Below are 19236 nucleotides of genomic sequence, written 5' to 3'. Positions count from 1 at the left end.
AGTTTTGGATAAAAAGACCATTAGTTTTAACTAGTTCCAGCGGTAAGTCTATTTTTCAACCATTTTCATAATATGTTCTCTAAAAGCGTTTTTCGCTTTCTCTGCATCTCTTTCTTCCAGCATTTCCACAAGGGCATGATGATATTGATGTACTTCCTCTGGTAGTATTCGAACCTTTGGATTCAATAACGTGATGTATCTCCGAATATGGTTCGTTAACATTCCCCAAATTCTTAAATAAACATCTACATTTGCCCATTCGATGATGGTGCGATGAAATTCCATATCCAATCGCGACTGAACAGCATAATCGTTCTCGCCGCTCTTCATTTTGTCCACGATATCATATAACTCACCGAAGTGTCTTTTGGTTAGTTTGGGAAGTATCGCTTCAATAGCATCTGTTTCGATTTTTGCTCTTAATGAAAACATATGATACATTTCAACCGGATTTATATCAGAAACAAAGGCACCCCGATACTTGATCGTATTAATGAGCCCTTCTTCCTCTAAGCCTCTGAGTGCTTCTCTTACCGGCACTTGACTAATACCAAGCTTTTTTGCCACTTCTGTTTCTACAATGCGGTCGCCGGGCTTGAGCTTAAGCATAATAATATCCTCTTTAAGCTTTTCTTTCACCTCATCCTTGAGGGAAACAAGCGTATTCACTTTTTTGGGATTCGCCATTTTAACCGTCCTTATCGTTTTAGATTCGTGAGATTATATATGATGAATTATATTGTATATAATGACGGGTTGCAATTGGAAGCAGAGCGACGGTTTGAAGAGTAAATGGGGATGGTTCTCATTTTATTTTTTTCCTGAAAAGGAACAAACAGAAGAAAGCTCAATTTTTCCTGCTTTCGTTTACGGTGTTTTCCAAGAGTAAACTGGAAGGGGAGAAGATTAAATAAATCCACCTTGCATTGAACATAGCAGGGTGGGTTTTTCTATGGGAATTTGCCTTCCGATTCTCATGATCGAATGAAAAAGCCCCGACATAACTACCAAAAAAAACCAAAAAATATAAGTATTTTTATATAATCGAATCATTCCCCAGATTCCACACCCATTCCCCTCCTATACCCCAAAGGACCCCTTCTAATCGAAATTACAGGAATTTTGTCATACTGCTATAGTATTGGCGAGAGGTATTTGCAGGATCTTGTAATGAATGATGTATTCTTCGATGAACGAGTGTACATGCAAGTGATTTGTGGTTTTGTATCCTCATGAAATCTTATAGAGGCGGGCTGGTTCATGAGCATGCGCCAATTGACTGAGGTGGAGAGTGTTGAGTTTATTTAAGTCCTATCCCTGTACGATGCAGCATGATGCTTCGGATTGTGCAGCCGCGGCTATATCGACCGTATTGCTGAATTATAAATGTGAATATTCCATCATGAAGATCAGGGAGATTATAGGGACGGACGCATATGGAACGAGTGTAAAAGGAATTGTGGATGGACTGGAGAAACTTCATTTCAATGTGAAGGCTATTCGCACCACGACCTTTGAAATTACAAGGGATATGACCTTTCCTGCGATCGCCCAGATCAAGACGGAGGAAGGCCTAAATCATTTTGTCGTCATTCATAAATTGACCAGGAATGACCGGTTTGTGATTGCTGATCCTGACAGGGGATTAAGGAAGGTTGAGTTTTCAGAATTCGATAAGTTGTTTACGGGTGTTCTCGTATTGATGGTCCCTGCCAGTGAGTTTGAGAAGATCTCGTACAAAGACACGGGGATGTTCGACTTGTTTAAAGTGCTCATCCTATCCCAGAGGAAACTTTTGATGCTGATCATTCTTGCCTCCCTGTTATTAAGCGGGATTGGGATTCTGCTCAGTCTGTTCCCGAAAATCCTGATGGATGAGATCATACCGTACCAATTAAAAAATAGTCTTTATATTTTTCTAGTTGTATTCGGGCTGGTTACGTTATTTCAAAATGTATTGACTGCTTTTCGCCAGCATATTTTGTTGTTTTTGTCCCGGAAAATAGATATCCCGCTGCTGCTGGGATATTACAACCATATCATCCATCTTCCGTATCAGTTTTTTGTGACACGGAAGGTGGGGGACATCATCACCCGTTTCCAGGATGCGATGACGATCAAGGATATCTTCACCACGGTGTCCATATCGTTAGTCATGGATGTGATGCTGGCTTCGATCACCGGATTTGTCCTGTGGAAGATCAACCCGACTCTGTTTGGGGTCCTGTTGATCATGGTCGTCATTAACATCCTTCTGATTTATTTCTTTAAAAAACCATATAAAAAATTAAACTACGAACAAATGGAAGCCGGTGCCATGCTGAACTCCCATTTGATCGAATCCATTAAAAATATCGAGACGGTCAAGTCACAGAATGATGAGAAAGAGAAGATTCATAAACTCGAAGATAAGTTTGTGCACTCATTGAAGATAGACTACCGGGAAGGTGTGATCAGCAACATCCAGGGATCCGTTTCGAGCTTCGCCGGCTCACTGGGGAATCTGGTGTTCATGGCAATCGGGGCCGTCAGCATTATGGACGGGAAGATGACAATCGGGGATCTGCTGGTGTTTCAAACCCTCAGTTCCTACTTCACGGAACCTGTTCAGAATCTTGTTTCTCTTCAGCTGACCTTCCAGGAAGCTCAGATTGCGATGAAGCGATTAAGGGAGCTGATGACACTTGACCGTGAGGACCATAAGAAGGATCTGATCTCAGGCATCAGCCTGAAGGGGGATATTGAGTTTAAAGAGGTTTCCTTCGCATACGGATCGAGACCGCCTGTTTTAAAGAATTTCAACTTGCATGTTCCGCCGGGATCGCGTATCGCGTTTGTTGGGGAAAGCGGGGCGGGGAAGAGTACCATCACCCGGCTGTTGTTGAAATTCATGGATACGAAGGAAGGGAAAATTTCGATAAACAATTATGATCTCGCGGACATTGATCATAACTACTTGCGTAATAAGGTTGCTTACATTCCCCAGAATATCGAACTTTTCACCGGTACGATCATGGAGAATTTAAAGGTAGGAAATCCAAACGCCACCTATGAAGAAATGGTGGCTGCGTGTAAGAAATCGGGTGCCCATCAGTTTATTGAAAAACTGCAGAATCGGTACGGCACCTTTGTTGAAGAGTCCGGAAACAACTTTTCCGGTGGAGAGAAGCAGAGGCTCGCAATCGCCAGGGCGCTGCTGTCCGACCCCGATATCTATATTTTCGATGAGGCCACTTCCAACCTGGATTCGTTCAGTGAACAAAAAATCCAGGAGCTGATTTTCGGGCAGAAACGGGATAAAACGGTCATGATTATTGCGCATCGTTTGTCGACGATCGTGGAGTGCGATCTGATTTGCTTTATTGAAAATGGAGAGATCCTTGAAAAAGGGACGCATGAGGAACTGATGGAACAAAACGGGAAATATGCCGAGTTGAGCCGATTGCAGCATGGCGGCAGTACCCGGGCTGCGATCGCCATTCCAGATCAGGAGGAGATTGAATATGTCTAAATTGGAAATCAAAGAGAATAAAAGATTGTCATTAAAAAAAGTGATCATGTATGAAATCCGGAATATAGAGCTGGATCAACTGGAAACACATATCCAGAAGTTCATCAACTACACGCAAGTCTTGAATATCCAGATGTTCGGGCCGCTTATCACGAGGCTCGTCGGCTCGAATATTCAAAAGGATGGAACGGTCAAGTATGACTATGATGTCCTGATCCAGGCGCATGATTATCTTCAGTATAAAGATAAGTTCAAAGTGAAAAGTGACTATCAATGTGACCACTGCATCTATGTGCGGTATGAAGGGAAGCCGGAAAACCTGCCTTTCGCCCACTCTAAGCTGGAACTGTTCTTATTCGAAAATGAGCTGAATTCAAATGGTGAGATCTACAATGTCTTTGTCTCGAATTCACAGGAACAGATAACTGTCGATATTTTCAGGCCGGTGCTTCAACATGCAGCTTTATAGTAAAAGCGATCTTAAAGACTCGAGGGTGTTCTTCGATAAGACACCTCCAAATTTTTTGAAGGTTTTTATCATCTTTACATTAGGAATTTTCATCTTTACTTCTTATTTCGCTACGGTGGTGACGAAACCTTACTTTGTCAAAGCAGAAGGAACCGTCATGTCAAAAGATGATCAATTTATATCGTCCCAATTAAACGGCCAGATTGCGACGGTCAACAAGCAAGAGGGGGAGTCTGTATCGGAAGGAGAGGTCCTCTTTACGATTACAACCGGTCAGGAAGGGCTGCAGCAATCAGCGATCCAAACCCAAATCGATGAACTGACAGACAAGAATCAGGTTCTCGACCGATTCGAGGAGTCGCTGAATAAACAAAAGAACGTGATGGAGGATTCCGGGATTGAGCAGGAATATTACGGAAAAGTCCAGTACTATCTGCTGCAGGTCCAGACAGATCAGTTTGAGAGGGACAGCCTGAATGATCAAATAAGCAAAAAAGAGACGAAGAAGGCAGAACTCCTTTCTGAATTAGAAGGGTTAAAAAAAGACCTGAAAACCCAGGAAAACGGGGAACAAATTGAATTTCAAGCGGAAGAAACGAAAGGGAAGATAGAAGCTAAGGAAGGTGAAATCGAGGGGATCACCGAGGAGATCAATCAGTTCGAACAGCAAAAGAAAAACCCTGCTTCACAGTCTAAACAGGTACTGTCTCAGCTGAAAAGCGAGCTCGGTTCGGCAAGGGCTTCGATACAATCAAAGCTTGTGGAATTAGAAGCCCAGCAATCGGTCTATTCCGGCCAGGATTCTGACTTGACCATCAAGTCTAATAAGAGCGGCATCGTCCATTACCTGGTCCCTGTGAAGCTTGGTATGACCGTCCAGGCCAACCAGGTTATCGCCCAGGTCTCCAACGGCGAAGACGAACTCCAGGTCGAAGCGTTCATTGACTCACGCAATATTTCCATGATCAGTGAAGGGGATCCCGTCAAACTCTCTGTACAGGGGGTCAATATCCAAAAGTATGGAACGATTGAAGGGAAGGTTGCTTCCATTGATTCCGGCACCTTGACGCAAGAAACAAGCGAAGGGAATCTCGTTTTCTATAAATGCGTGATTTCATTAAAGAAAAAGGAACTCGTCGCCCGCGATGGAAACGCGGTTGAAATCATTCACTCGATGCCTGTAGAGGCGAAAGTGATTTATAAGAAAGAAACCTATTATGACTGGATATTGAAAATGCTGAATTTCCGGACTCTTTAAGCGTTAAGGGCAAGACATACTCAGAAAAGGGATGGATGGACAATGAAGATCCTGACAAAGCTTCACATCGGCTTCTATATTAGCTTATTAATCTATATTTGTTTGATTCCCAGCCAATCAACCGATTCCAATATTGCAAAAGTCATCTTTACGCTGCTCATTCTGGGGTTGTTTATCGGGATCACCGCCATGCTTTCAGTGGTGACGTTCAATAAGGAGTTTTCGAATGAGAAGAGACTGGCTTATGCCATTGTGTTTTTCCTGTTATTGAATGTGGTCATTTACTTGCCTCTGGGCCATGTATTTTATGAAAAAATCAGCAGTCTGTATATCCTAATCGGAATCATGGCTGCCCTGTTTATCAGCACAAATATATTGGTGTACAAAATGAATGACTCTTTACTGAGGAAAGGCTTCGATTACTCGGGTGAACTGAGGCAGTTTCTGAAAATGGGGGATTCATTGAAAGGGACACCCCTGTTGAAGACGGTAAACAAATTAGACTACTTTTTTTATGCCTACTGTATTGCGGTCTTTATCGCGGAAGATCTATTTTTCTTCTCCGCAGTGGTCATCATTATTTTGATCTTGTCCATTAAGCCGTTGAAAGAACTGACAATGGAATTTCATAAAAGTGATTTAATCTCCAAAAGAGAATCATTATTTGCGGTCACGGCCTATTATGGCTGCTATGCCCTGGCCATTCTATGGTTTTCGCTGTTTCCGAACCTGTCCGCCCTTCTTGTTGGAAGTGTCAGTCTTCTGACAATTAAAAATTATATTCACCGGATGGCAAAGGAGAACTACCGACATTCAAGTTGATACCTTATAACGGTATATTGTACTTTGGTACTTTATATAAATACATTGAAGCAAGAGGAGGAATTATCGTGGAATTAGTATTACCACAAACGTATGTAGAGATCGAACAAGAGGAAATGCAATATCTTGACGGGGGAGCGTACCTGTCTGCAAGCCAATGCAGAGGGATCGCTGCAAGTATCGCCCTGTCTCCGGGAGCCCTAATCGCGGGCGCGGCTGGCGCAGCGGTTGTATCGAAGGTCATCCGTTACGCGAAAGGTGTTGGAGGACCGATGGGATGGATCATCGGAACTGCAGCAGGATATGGGACAGGCTTCGTTTCGAAAGTAGCTTACGGAATCGGTAAAGGCGCATTATCCGGAAGAGGACTTTCCATTGCATGGTCATGGGATCCGTTCAACTTCGGAACAAGAACATATATCGGGAAAGCTTCCTGGGCTTGATTGAGCAAAAGGAGAATCTTCATTCGGAGATTCTCCTTTTTTAGTGTGCTGGTCGGTAGGCGGATTAAAGAAGGGAGAATATATCATGCTCCTGGTTCAGCCCTTCGCGTTCCTGAAGCAGTTCCTCGAACGAACTATGGGCTTTTCTAGATAAATAATCATCTTTATTCAACTTGAAAATGAACTTAGAAATAAAATAATTCTCTGCAGCAAGGGAATACTTTTCAAGTTTCTCCATGCACATCGCCTTTTGATAATACAATTCACCGAGCCCGTAAGTGGACTTCTGCTGCTTGCAATAGGAAATGCCCTGGACGTTTGTGCTCAGTGAGTCCTCATATTGTTCATTTGTATAATAAGCTCTCGCCAAGTTGAAAAACAACCGGATGTATATATTGTGAGAATACGTATGGATGGTCGAATGGATATGCATCTTGGCCGTTTCAAATGTCGTAATGGCCTGCTTGATCCGGTTTAATTCAATTAAAATATTTCCTTTCGTGATCAATATTTCAATTTCCCTAAGGGAGAATGTATTGGAAGACGTCTCCTTCATATCCAATGCTTCTTCCGCCAGCTTAAGTGCCTTCAGAGGATTCTTCTCTACGTGAAGGGCGATGATGGATTTATTCCAGATGATGAATTGCCGGTATCTTTTTTGTTTCAACAATGGGCTGTTTTCCTCTGTTTTGATCAGTCCGGCAAGTGTTTCATAATCCCGGTTATGGATGTATCCTCTCGCAAGCATGATGACATCTTCTATATAGTCTTTCCTCACTGTATCTGATTGTTCAAAGAAGTAATTTGTATCCACACCGAGCTTCACGGATAATTGATAAAGTACTTCTGCCGAAACGGCAATTTTCCCTTGCTCGATCTGGCTGATGAACGCCTGTGAACAAATCCCTTCCCCAAGATCTTTTTGAGATAAAAAAGACTTCTTGCGCAATAATTGAATCTTCTCACCCAGGCTCATTCGAAACTCATCCATTGTGTGCTGTCCCTCCCTTAAACTTCCAAATAATATAAGTATTTTTATAATATCCTAAAAACCGGAGCGAATAAAGACTATATTACTAGTTTCTGTACACTAAACCTCCATTATGATAAAAACAGGAAAATAGACACTCTGCTATAGTAATGGAGATTAGAAATATTTAGGAGGAATAAGAAATGAAAACAAAAGTCATAAAACTTGTCTTATTACTGACAATCAGCATAGGGATGTTCAACGGCATTCCACTTGAAAAAGCCGGGTCTCATCTGCCGGATATTGTTTCACTTGCCGATGAGAGAGATATTGGTCCGATGCATTAACATACATCCACCCTGCAGTAGAGCCTTTTCTACATTTGCAGGGTGGCTTTATTTTTACAGGGGGTTGATTGATTGGTGATGGTTTTCCTGCTTTCTTTTTCATGGAAAGGGAATAAAAACATTATATATAGACTATCCAGGATGTCATTGATACTTGGTCAGCAGCTGCTGCCGATTATACTAATCTTGTGTTTAAGGTGTTAAGGGAAACGGAGGCGGAATTTGAATTGCGTGATCCGTCCCTGCACATCCGAGTTCCTGATAGGAATATTGTTCAATAGTTAATATTATCAACGAACACCATTAAAATAATCTGCAAAATCATTCCCCTTACAAGTTTTCTTGTGTATAATCTAGCTAGCGGAAAAATTTAATACATATTGTTGTAAATAGGTGACTTTAGTCGAACTGAAGTCTTAAAAGGGAAGTTGGTGAAACTCCAACGCGGTCCCGCCACTGTAATTTGGGAGCCGGCTGTAAATACCACTGTACATTTGTATGGGAAGGAACAGCGGGCAATGACCATAAGCCAGGAGACCTGCCTGTTATCGTGCACCACAAGCCTACGAGGATAGGGAAGGTGTAAATCGCATCAAATTTGAGTTTGAATCAAACATATGCCTTTTACACATCATCTCTTTCCTCAGGAAGAGATTTTTTTCGTTTAAATTGAAAAGGGGAGAACACAACGTGAAGAAGATTAACTTACTATTGCTTGCACTGCTGCTTGCGATCGGCGTCATTGCCGGGTGCGGAAATAACGGAGACACAGATAATGAAAATGGTGGAAGTGATTCAGCCGATCAGGAACAAGCTGAAAACAAGGAATCCGCAGCTTTTCCTGTAACCATCAAGGATGCGGCGGATAATAAGGTAACGATTGAAGAAGAACCTGAAAAGATTGTATCTCTTATCCCCAGCAATACCGAAATTGCTTATGAATTAGGGCTGGATGATAAAATTGTCGGAGTATCTGATTTTGATAACTATCCTCCTGAAGCGGCTGAAAAAGAAAAGATCGGCGGTATGGAGCTGAATGTAGAAAAGATCATTTCCTTATCACCTGATCTGGTGCTTGCCCATGGTTCGGTAATGGGATCAGCAACAGATGCTCTCCAGCAGGTAAGAGACGCTGGTATCAAGGTTCTGGTCATACAGGACGCGAAAAGTTTCGAAGAAGTTTATTCTACTATTGAAATGATCGGCAAGGCAGCAGGTGCTGATGAACAGGCCGAAGAAACCATCCAGGGAATGAAAGATGATCTTCAGGCGGTGAAAGAGAAAGCAGCTGAAGTTTCAGAAGAAGAGAAGAAGAGCGTATTTGTAGAAGTGTCTCCTTCACCGGAGATTTTCACTCCTGGAAGTAATACCTTCATGGATGAAATGCTTACGTTGATCAATGCTGATAATGCAGCTGCAGAACAAGAAGGCTGGGTGAAGATGAATGAAGAGGCCATCATCGCCCTGAACCCTGATGTCATTCTCACTACTTATGGGTATTACACAGACAATGCGAAAGACTTAGTGTTAAGCAGAGAAGGATGGGAAGGTGTATCTGCCATCAAGAATGAAAGTGTTTATGATGTTCATTCGGATTTAGTAACGAGAACCGGCCCGAGGCTGGTACAAGGAGTAGAGGAGCTTGCAAAGGCGGTTTACCCGGATTTATTCAACGAATAATCAACTCGTTTCGTATAAATCTTCATATTTTCAATGGCTGAGAGTATATTCAGGCTGGCATGATTTCAATCCCTCATTCTGTGGATCAAATGTAAATCAATATCGTGAATAGTATCAGGCTGGCCCAAGTACTGTTGGTATTTCTTGTTGAAGCGTCTCTCGCAATTGCGGGAGCGCTTTTCATGGTTTATTGAGGGATAAGCTGGCTGGCGCTTATACTTTGGGAATTTCATCAAATGCTTCAGCGGGTGCGGTGAAAGTGTAAGTTGCAGTTGGGAGGGAAAAGCAAATGACGGCAGACATTATTTTTATATGTGGAGGAGTGCGCAGCGGAAAGAGCTCTTTCGCAGAACGCAGGGCAGAATTCTATAAATCTGCTCTGCCTGAAGCAGCCCTGTATTATATTGCCTGCGGCAGGGCGGTAGATGATGAGATGGGTCAAAGGATAAGGAAGCATCAGGCGGACAGAAGAAATTCGGAGCATACTTGGATGACGAGGGAATGCCCGGTGAATATTGGTTCTCTGTCCGATGACTTCTCTTCCAACGATATCGTATTGCTTGATTGTGTGACGACCTTGTTGACCAATGAAATGTTTTCAGCAGAATCAATTAACGAACGAAATCTGACCGAAAAGATTGTTCAGGATATCAAGAAACTATCCAAGAATGCCGGCAAGCTGATACTTGTCAGCAACGATGTTTTTTGCGAACCAGTTTCTACTAATGATTTTGTGGAACATTTTACGAAAACACTGGGAACCATTCACCAAAAACTTGTTGAAATGGCAGCTGAAGCTTATTCCATTCAGAACGGCATTCCAGTGTTGAAAAAAGGAAGGGGTATCCCGGCAGGATGAATGTGAAACGTTATGTATTGGGATTGCTGGTTTGCCTTCAATTTTTCTCAAGTCTCCCGATTCCGATCTCAATCAAAATGGATAGAAACGTAATAAAAAGGACCGTCATGATGTTTCCGATACTCGGCTTGATTATGGGCGGTATCATGGGCAGCCTCCTGGTTTGCTTGAATGAGTGGACGACTCTTTCCTCGCTGGCACTTGCTTTTATTGTATGGGTCTTGCCGATTATCCTGACAGGAGGTATACACCTTGACGGCTGGATGGATACCTGTGACGCATACTTTTCATACCAGGATAAAGAGAAACGTCTGGAAATCATGAAGGATCCACGGGCTGGAGCGTTTGCTGTTCTATCCATCATCGTTCTGTTGTCGGCGCGCTTCCTATTTATCTATGAGAGTATGAGAGTAGATTCTTTATTACTGGCAGCCATGATCGGGATTATTCCATTTTTCAGCAGAATGATAATGGGGATCCTGATGGTAACAGGTAAAACAGCCAAGGAAGAAGGGATGGCGCATTATTTTAAACAGCACACAAGTCCAGTGCTGCTGCTGACGTATTTGGTTCCTTATTTTCTGATCGCTGTTATGTTCTTCTGGCTATTGCCGGAAATGGCCGATTTGCTTTTGCTGTTCACTTTTGCTGCAAGTTTGCTGACGTTATGGATCAGACGCCAGACCATCAAATGGTTTGGAGGCATCACTGGCGATACGCTTGGTGCATCAGTGGAAGGAGCTGAGACAGTATTATGGTTGATCGTGTGGTTGTCGGCTTATACCGGCATGGCCTGACAGAAGAAAATCGCGCTAAAAAGTATATTGGCTGGCATGATGCCATTTTACCGGAGGCTAGCTTTAAGGAATTGGTTCAGCAAGCCCCGCTTTATCCTTCATATGAAAGGGTCATCACCAGTGATCTTGTCCGATGTAAGCAAACCGCAGAAGCACTTTTTCAAGATGTTCCTCACCTCGAATCCGACTTATTCAGGGAACTCCATTTTGGGGAATGGGAAACGAAGACATACGAGGAACTAAAATCGAATCAAGCTTACCGGGAATGGCTAAATGACCCCAGAAACCAAATACCGGGCGGGGAAAGCCTCAGCGGTTTTCATGAAAGACTGAGAATGGGCTGGCTGCAGGTAAAGGATGAAGTCATTCCCAATAGGCACGATGCGAAAAAATCCGGCAGTCATTGCCAGACCAAGAGGATAGCGATCGTCACTCATGGTGGTGTGATAAGACACTTATTGACGGAACTGACTGCTGATGAAAGACGTTTTTGGGAATGGCAGATCCCATTTGGCGGAGGGTATGAATTGAGTTGGACAGTCGATGAATGGAGGGGTGGAAAAACATGCAGTTCGTTACGGGCGGTGCCTTCAACGGGAAAGCTGAATGGGTGAGGGAGACCAATAAGCAAAAGCTGGAATGGCTGAACGTTTCTGAAGAACTTACTCTTCCTCAGCCTGAGCCTTTTCAGAATGCAGTGGTAGTGGAAGGCCTCGAATATCTAATTCTTAATGAAGTCAGGAAAGAGAAAGAAATGAACAGGATCAGGAGCGAATTCCACTCCCTGTTTGAAAAATGGATGAAGTGGGAAGATACATCAGCGCACCGGGAAGTGATATGGATAGGGTCTGATATTGGAAGGGGAATCGTACCCATTGATCCTGCTGAACGAAAGTGGCGGGACCTTACAGGATGGGTGTATCAGGATCTTGTGAAGCTTTCCGACCGTGTTTATGAAATCTGGTTTGGGCTGCCGAAGAGGTTAAAAGGGATGGAGTAGGTTTGAAGGGTTCACTTACTTTGTAAACGATATAAACTTTACCAAAAGGAGTAGGATTTTTATGAAAATATACAGCCGGAAAGGCGATAAAGGCAGGACCAATATTATAGGCGGGCGTGTCGATAAGGATGATTTAAGAGTAGAGGCTTATGGCACGATCGATGAGTTAAATTCATTTGTAGGAAAAGCTGTATCTGAATTGGACAAAGAGTTGTTCAGGGACGTTCTGGATGACCTGGAGAAAATTCAGCATGAACTCTTTGACTGTGGTGGAGACCTGGCGAATGCGACGGATAAGATTCCGATGAAGCTTAAAAGCGATACGATCGATTATCTCGAGGAGAGGATTGATCAGTATATTGGAGAAACCCCGCCGCTTGAGAAATTTATCCTTCCAGGAGGGGCAGGACCGGCGGCAACGATCCATATTGCCCGTACAATCAGCCGAAGGGCTGAACGGCAAATCGTCAGTCTTACCAAAACAAATGCACAAATTCCTGAAGTGACGTTACAATACATAAACCGCTTATCTGACTATTTCTTTGCACTGGCAAGGGCGATTAATTACAGGATGGGATTGCAGGATGTTGAATATGAAAGAAGTGCTAACGTCTTCTCTTCAGCTCGAAAAAAGGTGAGTCCTGATGAAAAGAACGAATAAGCTTACTTTACTCGCACTCTTTGTTTCACTTAGTGCTGCGGGAGGGCTGATTAAAATCCCTGCCGTTGTGGGCAGCGTTGCCTTGGATTCACTTGCCGCCCTGCTTGCAGCCTCCATTATAGGCGGAAGGTTTGGAGCCGTCACTGCCATGTCCGGACACTTGATCTCCTCAACATTAGCAGGTTTTCCGCTTGGACCGATGCATATGTTGATTGCAGCGGAAATGGCAGGAGCAGTCTGGTTGTTTGCTGTTGTTTTCAAAAAATCTCCAGTGATCGCGGCAGGCTTGTTCTTTATCACCAATGCTTTTATAGCACCGCTTCCGTTCATTTTGATGATTAGCAAAGCGTTTTATTTTTCGATTCTTCCTTCCCTGTGCATCGGGGCGTTCCTGAACCTGACCATTGCTCATTTCGCTTATCCTCCGTTAAACCGTTATTTTCAGGAAAAGGTCAGGAGGCAATCATGAGAGACGTCAGCATCATTCCTTTATCATCAAAGGAAGAAATAATCGTCGGAACAGATAACAGCGGCGGGATAGGGACAAAGGAAGAGGATGTAGTCAAGGTTGATGATCGAATAACCGCCTATTACTCAACCCGGGTAGCGGTAATGGAAGTGTTGGCAGTGAACGCAGCGCCTTTTTCAGTCATCATCCACAACTTTTCGGGAGATCCGGTTTGGGAAGCGTATAAACAAGGGGCAGAAACCGCTCTTAAAGAGGCTGAATTAGAAGAAGTGACGATTACAGGCAGCACAGAATCCAACTTCTCTTTAAAACAGTCCGCCTTAGGGATCACCGTTCTTGGCAAAAGACCGGTTGTTGAAAATGAAACGGCACATGAATACGGGGTTTCGTACGCTGTAATCGGTGCTCCGTTAACAGGCAATCAGGTACTGGAAAAGAGGGAAATGGCGGCACCTCTAAGTTTGTTCACCAAATGCTGCAGGCATTCTGCCATTCTGGATTTAATCCCTGTTGGTTCTAAAGGCATTCTGGAAGAGCTCAGGGAATTAACAGGTGATGCTTCATTGACAGTAAAGAACGTTGAATGTCCCCTCGATATATTAGTGTCAGGCGGGCCCTCGACATGCTTTCTAGTGAAATTCCGGAAAGAAGAGGAAGGTAAAGTCAGGGAGTTTGCTGGTGGTTATTATCATTCGTTGTTGGTTAGAGAGTGAAGCAGGGGGACTGTCCTCTTGCTTCCTTTTACGGAATCACCTATAGCGATATGAATACCCATTAACCTTCTATAATCTCTATAAACGAAACTTCAATAAAGCTCTTATCCTCCCTCGATCCATCCATGTCCCTTAATTTTCCTCTCATTACCTACAGACGATTACCATCCTCTCAAACCTTATTATTTTATTGGAAGTGTGGTTATGTCCCCGTACTTTCTATGATTCTGGTTCGTAATGCCTCACCGATACATGTTTTTCAAAATAAACATTATAACGTTATATTGAATTGTCGGAATATTAATGGTAATCTAATTTTACAGAAACAAAAACGCTTACATTATAAAAAAGGAGAAGTCGGCGATGGCAGGAACGGTTGAAGATATCAAACGGTAAGGCAGGAGATTGGGAATGATAGTGAAACGAAATAAAGGACCAATGTATTTACAAATTAAAGAAGTCTTGAAAGATCGAATTTTAAATGGTGAATTTGCCCTTCATACAAACATTCCCTCCGAACCGCAATTGGAAGAAGAATTTAATGTAAGCAAAATTACGGTCAGAAATGCAATCAAAGAACTTGTTCAAGAAGGCTATCTCGAAAAGAAAAGCGGGAAAGGTACGAAAGTCATTGCAAATGTTTCGGCTGCCAAGCTTTCGAAGGGAAAGCACTTTACAGAGTTACTAGTTGAAGAAGGCCACCGGATTACGAAGGAAGTATTAAGCATTAAGAAGGCTGAAATGCTCCCGGATTCTACTCTGCATTCTCAAATTGGGGATCATTGCTTGAACATTGAGAGGGTCTACTTTCTGGACGATGAACCATATATTTACTTTAATCACTATCTTTTACTAAACGAAAGTGAAGAAGATTTGAAGGATATTCAGATTAATTCTTTATACCGTTATTTGGAGGAGCAGCATATTCGCCTTGTATCCTTTCGGGATGAATTTACAGTTGCCGTTGCGCCGTCTCACATTCATGAAACCTTAAAACTGGAAAAAGGAACAGCTGTATTAAAAAGAATCCGCCGGTCGCAAAGTGAAGATGGGAGGATAGTGGAATATAGCGAAGGGTTCTATCATACCGAAAAGAATCATTATGTAGTGACATATAACGATTCCACTCAGTAATAGAGGACATGAGTGAAGAATGAGATACTACAAAAAAATCAGATATTGATTGTGATAAAATGATTGAAAGATATAACTCATATAATGAATAGAAAAGATATTTGTTTGATTAATTTCAGGATAGGGATTTGAGTGCAATGAAAAAATGGTTTCGTCGTTCTTTAAAGAATCAGTTGACTGTTTTTATCTTAATTGTTGTCTTAATCCCAATATGCCTTTTGGGCCTGTTTTCTTACTTTACAACCATCCAGGTTTCAAAAGAGCGCGCCAATATCTCGGGGAAAAGCTCCATTGATCAGCTCCATGATGCAATCGAATTTATCGTCAATGATGTTGAGACAATGTCGGGATTTTTAATTGGAAATCAATCCGTGCAAGATTATTTAAGTCAAAAAGGAGAACTTTATACTCAACAGCGGGATATTTACGGGTTTCTATCAAATCTTGCATTCTCCAAACGTTATATTGAAAATATTTTGATCATGCCCATAAATGGAAATTCAAATATAGCCACCACCCTTACAACGGAAGATATCGAAATAGACGTCGAGAATATGCCAAAGGGGAAATGGTGGTCTGTGAAAGAAAAAAATAAGACTCTAGATGGCAAAAAAGAGATGATTACGTTAACCAGGCCGATTCGCAGCACGAATAATTATGAATTGATTGGATATTTATCGATTAGTCTCAATCAAAAGGTGATCACCGAATATGTAAATTCCATTGACCTTGAATGGAATGGTTCCGTTTTGCTTATGAATGACGGAAAAGTTCTTGCTGAGAACACACATAACAAGAGTGTTGATTTAGATCTCTCAAGATTGAACCAGCATATCCAGGACAGGAACCAGGAGGAGAGCTTCGTCTATCAATCAACGAACGAAAAAGCAACCGTTTTTATGAGGGATATTCCATCTGTGGATTGGAAATTGGTAGAAATCATTCCATTTAAGGAATACAGTTCTCAAAACAGTTATTTTCTTTGGTTAACGATTTATTCTGTTATTTTGGCAGCTCTGCTTGTTACGAGTCTTGTTATCTTTTTTATCTCGAAAGTGTTTAAACCCTTAACGTCATTGAAGGAATCCATTCAAAAATCCAATCCGGGGGATACGATCAAAACAGTAGATTCCTACACGGATAATGAAATTGGCGAATTGATTCGAACGTATAATGGATTAAACTACCGCATAGCTGAATTATTGGATGAGTTGAAAAAGAAAGAATCCCTTAAACGAACATTGGATATGCAAGCACTGCAATCACAAATCAATCCGCACTTTTTATATAATACGTTGGCTAGTGTCCATTGGATTGCCTTAAGCACGAAAGCTTACGACATATCCAAGGTTGTTTCTCACTTAAGCAATTTTTTGCGATTTAGTCTGAACAAAGGCAATGAATATTGCACGGTTGAACAAGAAGTAGGGAATTTAATTTACTATTTGGAGATACTAAAGATTCGCTATCCCAATAGTTTTCAGTTGGAATTATCAATCCCAGATGAAATCAAACAACATTCTACGCTCAAACTTGTCCTCCAGCCATTAATCGAAAACAGTATTAATCACGGCTTTTTCAAGGTTGAGGATTACTATGGAACGATTCATGTCACAGCAGAAGAACAAGACGGCTATATGCTTTTTGAAGTTAAAGATAATGGAATCGGGATTCCAGACGAGAAACTAAAAGAACTGAACGAACAATTTAAGAAGGATCCAGCGAATGAAATGGTCATAGGGAAGAATTATGGACTCCGAAATGTAAACTTGCGGCTCATTTTACATTTCGGGGAAAACTCGGGATTGACGATTGACAGCGAAATCAACAAAGGAACAATAGTTAGATTTTCTGTTCCGATAAAGGGAAGATGATGGAATGAAAGTTTTAATTGCTGATGATGAGATTATCATTCGAGAAGGGATATCAAAGGTCATTCCATGGAGTGAATTAGGGTATACCCTGTTAAAACCGGTATCGTCTGCCGAGGAAGTAATCAAACAACTAGAAATCGAATGCCCGGATATTCTTATATCTGATATCCGGATGAAAGGGATGACTGGTCTGGAACTGGTCTCTTACATTTCGGAAAACAATTATCAAATTGAGTCAATATTGCTTACCGGTTATGATGATTTTGAATATACACAGGAAGCAATCCGTCAGAATGTTTGTGATTATTTATTAAAAACCAGCTCTCCCGATGAGATTATATCAGCAGTCGAAAGAGCAAAGAAGAGATTAGAAAAAGTGAAGGAATATGACCTGTTGAAAGTTTCAGAGGTAGAGCGGACCGTAAACAATTTCCTGAGGGAAGCCATACAAGATGAGTCCCGAAAATTTGACTATGACATTCTAATAGAAGCCAATCCTGTTTTTGAAAAACCACCCTATCAACTTATGCTTATTGATGCATTTGATAACCCTGGTCATATTCAAGCCCGTGAGGAATTATGGAACAGTTATATTAATGGGAAGTGGTTCGGTTATCATAACCATCTATTGATTATTGTGAAGCGCGAGAAATATTTAAAAGATGATTATCTTTTACAGATTGCCTCAAGCAAAATAAAAGAAATCTATCAAAAGCCAATCATAATGGGATCGATTGTAAGCTCACTAGAAGACTTGCCCAATTTGTATAAACAAGTGACTTCTTTCATCCCATATCAATGGATATTGTCAGATCGTTCAAGAGTGATGGAGAAGGATATTGTCGATCGCAAGGGCATTTCCTATAAGGAATACATGACAACACATAAAAATGAACTCATGGAATGTATGAAACAAGGAAACGAAGAAAACCTGAACAGGTGGATCTCTGAATTTGTCGACTGGTTATTTCACCATCCAGATGCTACCCCGAAGTCGATTCAATTCTATGTTCAACATTTGTATATTGAAAGTATTCGATTTATTAATCAGTTTGGACAGAAGAAAAGCCAAGAGAATTACGAATCAATGCCACCTATCCAGACATGGTTTGAGCATCCAAAGGAAGAGTTATTTTCTCTCTTTGTGGTAATCTTAAGGAATTTTAAATTGAGTTATCAAAAGAATACGAACTATGTTGAAGAATCGATTTTATATATGGAAAAGCGTCTTGGTGAGCCGATCACATTAAAAGAAGTTGCAGATAACATTCCAGTCCACCCCAATTATCTGAGCGAAGTCATTAGGAGGAAAATGGGGAAATCCTATGTTGAACTTTTAACAGACCTACGTATTAAAAAAGCTGTAGACTACCTGACATACACCTCCGTAAGTGTGAAAGAAATAGCACAATTAGTAGGGTATACGGACAGCAAATATTTTACGAAGATTTTTAAACGCTATTATGACATGACACCTTCCCAGTATCGGGGCAGGCATTCACATAGTAATTGAATCCAGGTTGGGGCTTGATAGTGGTTTTAGCAGCCATAGTTGGATAAGTTGGAAGGCTGCGATTCATTGTATTTAATTTGGGACGGAAATTAATTTATAGTACAAAAGGGAGATGTAGTAGAATGCGAAAATTAGGTGTGTCGATTTATCCTGAAAAATCTACCCCGGAACAAGATAAAAGGTATTTAACAATAGCGAAAGAGAATGGATTTTCTCGTGTCTTTACTTGTTTGCTTTCAGCAGAAAAATCAAAGGACGAAATTGCAAAGAAATTTAAGGATATTATTTCACATGCGAAAGAACTGGATATGGAAGTCATTCTCGATGTGGCGCCAGCCATATTTGATACCCTGGGAATTAGCTATGATGATCTTAGTTTCTTTGCTGAATTAGGGGCAGATGGAGTTCGATTAGATGTCGCATTTGATGGGAAGACAGAAGCCAAATTATCCTATAATCCATACAATTTAAAAATTGAATTAAACATGAGTAATGATATTGATTATGTAAATAATATCCTTTCACATCAGCCAAATCGACATACGATCATCGGCTGTCATAATTTTTATCCGCAAAGATATACAGGATTAGCTTATGATTACTTTGTGAGTTGTTCGAAACGATTTAAGAACCTTGGAATCCGGACAGCCGCCTTTGTTTCGTCTTCAGAAGGAAATCTGGGTCCTTGGAGTATTAATGATGGTCTATCCACATTG

General features: G+C 41.6%; 20 protein-coding genes and 1 riboswitch. Of the genes, 18 read left to right on the top strand and 2 right to left on the bottom strand.

Features of this window, described 5'->3' with window-relative positions:
- Nucleotides 1-48: 48 nt before the first annotated feature.
- Complete coding sequence (locus HP456_RS07860) at nt 49-687, bottom strand: GntR family transcriptional regulator (RefSeq protein WP_172249739.1); 639 nt, start codon at nt 685-687, stop codon at nt 49-51.
- A 607-nt stretch (nt 688-1294) separates the two neighbouring features.
- Here HP456_RS07860 and HP456_RS07855 point away from each other — a divergent pair.
- The 5 genes from HP456_RS07855 to HP456_RS25320 all read left to right on the top strand — a co-directional run bounded on the left by HP456_RS07855 (nt 1295) and on the right by HP456_RS25320 (nt 6503).
- On the top strand, nt 1295-3511 hold the full coding sequence (locus tag HP456_RS07855; protein ID WP_246288863.1) for a peptidase domain-containing ABC transporter: 2217 nt from the start codon (nt 1295-1297) through the stop codon (nt 3509-3511).
- Nucleotides 3504-3980, top strand: coding sequence for an AraC family transcriptional regulator (locus tag HP456_RS07850; RefSeq protein ID WP_172249737.1), 477 nt, complete (start codon nt 3504-3506; stop codon nt 3978-3980). The genes HP456_RS07855 and HP456_RS07850 overlap by 8 nt, the downstream gene beginning before the upstream one ends.
- Nucleotides 3967-5238 carry a beta-barrel domain-containing protein gene (locus HP456_RS07845; protein WP_172249735.1) on the top strand — a complete coding sequence of 424 codons (1272 nt, stop codon included), beginning with the start codon at nt 3967-3969 and terminating at the stop codon, nt 5236-5238. The genes HP456_RS07850 and HP456_RS07845 overlap by 14 nt, the downstream gene beginning before the upstream one ends.
- 42 nt (nt 5239-5280) lie before the next feature.
- On the top strand, nt 5281-6060 hold the full coding sequence (locus HP456_RS07840; RefSeq protein ID WP_172249733.1) for a hypothetical protein: 780 nt from the start codon (nt 5281-5283) through the stop codon (nt 6058-6060).
- A gap of 68 nt (nt 6061-6128) precedes the next feature.
- Nucleotides 6129-6503 carry an argininosuccinate lyase gene (locus HP456_RS25320; RefSeq protein WP_172249731.1) on the top strand — a complete coding sequence of 125 codons (375 nt, stop codon included), beginning with the start codon at nt 6129-6131 and terminating at the stop codon, nt 6501-6503.
- Between the two features lie 64 nt (nt 6504-6567).
- Here HP456_RS25320 and HP456_RS07830 read toward each other — a convergent pair whose 3' ends face one another.
- Nucleotides 6568-7494, bottom strand: a complete 927-nt coding sequence (locus HP456_RS07830) for a helix-turn-helix domain-containing protein (protein WP_172249729.1) — start codon at nt 7492-7494, stop codon at nt 6568-6570.
- Nucleotides 7495-7676: 182 nt separating this feature from the next.
- On the opposite strand from HP456_RS07830, the gene HP456_RS07825 reads away from it, so the two are divergent.
- The 13 genes from HP456_RS07825 to HP456_RS07765 all read left to right on the top strand — a co-directional run.
- A complete protein-coding gene (locus HP456_RS07825; protein WP_172249727.1) occupies nt 7677-7820 on the top strand; it encodes a hypothetical protein in 144 nt (47 codons plus the stop codon).
- Between the two features lie 374 nt (nt 7821-8194).
- Nucleotides 8195-8380: riboswitch (cobalamin riboswitch) on the top strand.
- Nucleotides 8381-8510: 130 nt separating this feature from the next.
- The gene (locus HP456_RS07820) at nt 8511-9500 is read left to right on the top strand and encodes an ABC transporter substrate-binding protein (RefSeq protein ID WP_172249725.1); all 990 of its coding nucleotides are present in this window, start codon (nt 8511-8513) and stop codon (nt 9498-9500) included.
- Nucleotides 9501-9789: 289 nt separating this feature from the next.
- Complete coding sequence (locus HP456_RS07815; protein WP_172249723.1) at nt 9790-10359, top strand: bifunctional adenosylcobinamide kinase/adenosylcobinamide-phosphate guanylyltransferase; 570 nt, start codon at nt 9790-9792, stop codon at nt 10357-10359.
- Nucleotides 10356-11156 carry an adenosylcobinamide-GDP ribazoletransferase gene (gene cobS / locus HP456_RS07810; RefSeq protein WP_172249721.1) on the top strand — a complete coding sequence of 267 codons (801 nt, stop codon included), beginning with the start codon at nt 10356-10358 and terminating at the stop codon, nt 11154-11156. Before HP456_RS07815 ends, cobS begins: the two co-directional genes overlap by 4 nt.
- On the top strand, nt 11114-11770 hold the full coding sequence (locus HP456_RS07805) for a histidine phosphatase family protein (RefSeq protein ID WP_172249719.1): 657 nt from the start codon (nt 11114-11116) through the stop codon (nt 11768-11770). The genes cobS and HP456_RS07805 overlap by 43 nt, the downstream gene beginning before the upstream one ends.
- The gene (locus HP456_RS07800; protein ID WP_172249717.1) at nt 11722-12156 is read left to right on the top strand and encodes a bifunctional adenosylcobinamide kinase/adenosylcobinamide-phosphate guanylyltransferase; all 435 of its coding nucleotides are present in this window, start codon (nt 11722-11724) and stop codon (nt 12154-12156) included. The genes HP456_RS07805 and HP456_RS07800 overlap by 49 nt, the downstream gene beginning before the upstream one ends.
- Before the next feature lie 61 nt (nt 12157-12217).
- Complete coding sequence (locus HP456_RS07795; RefSeq protein WP_172249715.1) at nt 12218-12817, top strand: cob(I)yrinic acid a,c-diamide adenosyltransferase; 600 nt, start codon at nt 12218-12220, stop codon at nt 12815-12817.
- Entirely contained in the window at nt 12801-13286 is a 486-nt protein-coding gene (locus tag HP456_RS07790) for an ECF transporter S component (RefSeq protein ID WP_172249713.1), read from the top strand. Before HP456_RS07795 ends, HP456_RS07790 begins: the two co-directional genes overlap by 17 nt.
- Nucleotides 13283-13999: an ATP-binding protein gene (locus HP456_RS07785; RefSeq protein WP_172249711.1), complete on the top strand. Its 717-nt coding sequence runs from the start codon at nt 13283-13285 to the stop codon at nt 13997-13999. Before HP456_RS07790 ends, HP456_RS07785 begins: the two co-directional genes overlap by 4 nt.
- Nucleotides 14000-14410: 411 nt before the next feature.
- Nucleotides 14411-15133: a GntR family transcriptional regulator gene (locus HP456_RS07780; protein ID WP_376766198.1), complete on the top strand. Its 723-nt coding sequence runs from the start codon at nt 14411-14413 to the stop codon at nt 15131-15133.
- Nucleotides 15134-15270: 137 nt separating this feature from the next.
- Nucleotides 15271-17007: a cache domain-containing sensor histidine kinase gene (locus HP456_RS07775; protein ID WP_172249707.1), complete on the top strand. Its 1737-nt coding sequence runs from the start codon at nt 15271-15273 to the stop codon at nt 17005-17007.
- Between the two features lie 4 nt (nt 17008-17011).
- On the top strand, nt 17012-18520 hold the full coding sequence (locus tag HP456_RS07770; RefSeq protein WP_172249705.1) for a response regulator transcription factor: 1509 nt from the start codon (nt 17012-17014) through the stop codon (nt 18518-18520).
- 122 nt (nt 18521-18642) lie between these two features.
- Nucleotides 18643-19236: MupG family TIM beta-alpha barrel fold protein (locus HP456_RS07765; protein ID WP_172249703.1), on the top strand; the 594-nt coding region annotated here is incomplete at its 3' end.

This window comes from Bacillus haikouensis, from assembly GCF_013179555.1.
In the GTDB taxonomy this organism is placed as follows: domain Bacteria; phylum Bacillota; class Bacilli; order Bacillales; family Bacillaceae_B; genus Rossellomorea; species Rossellomorea haikouensis_A.
The sequence above is the reverse complement of the archived record's forward strand: the minus strand, read 5'-3'. Positions and strand labels throughout refer to the sequence as shown.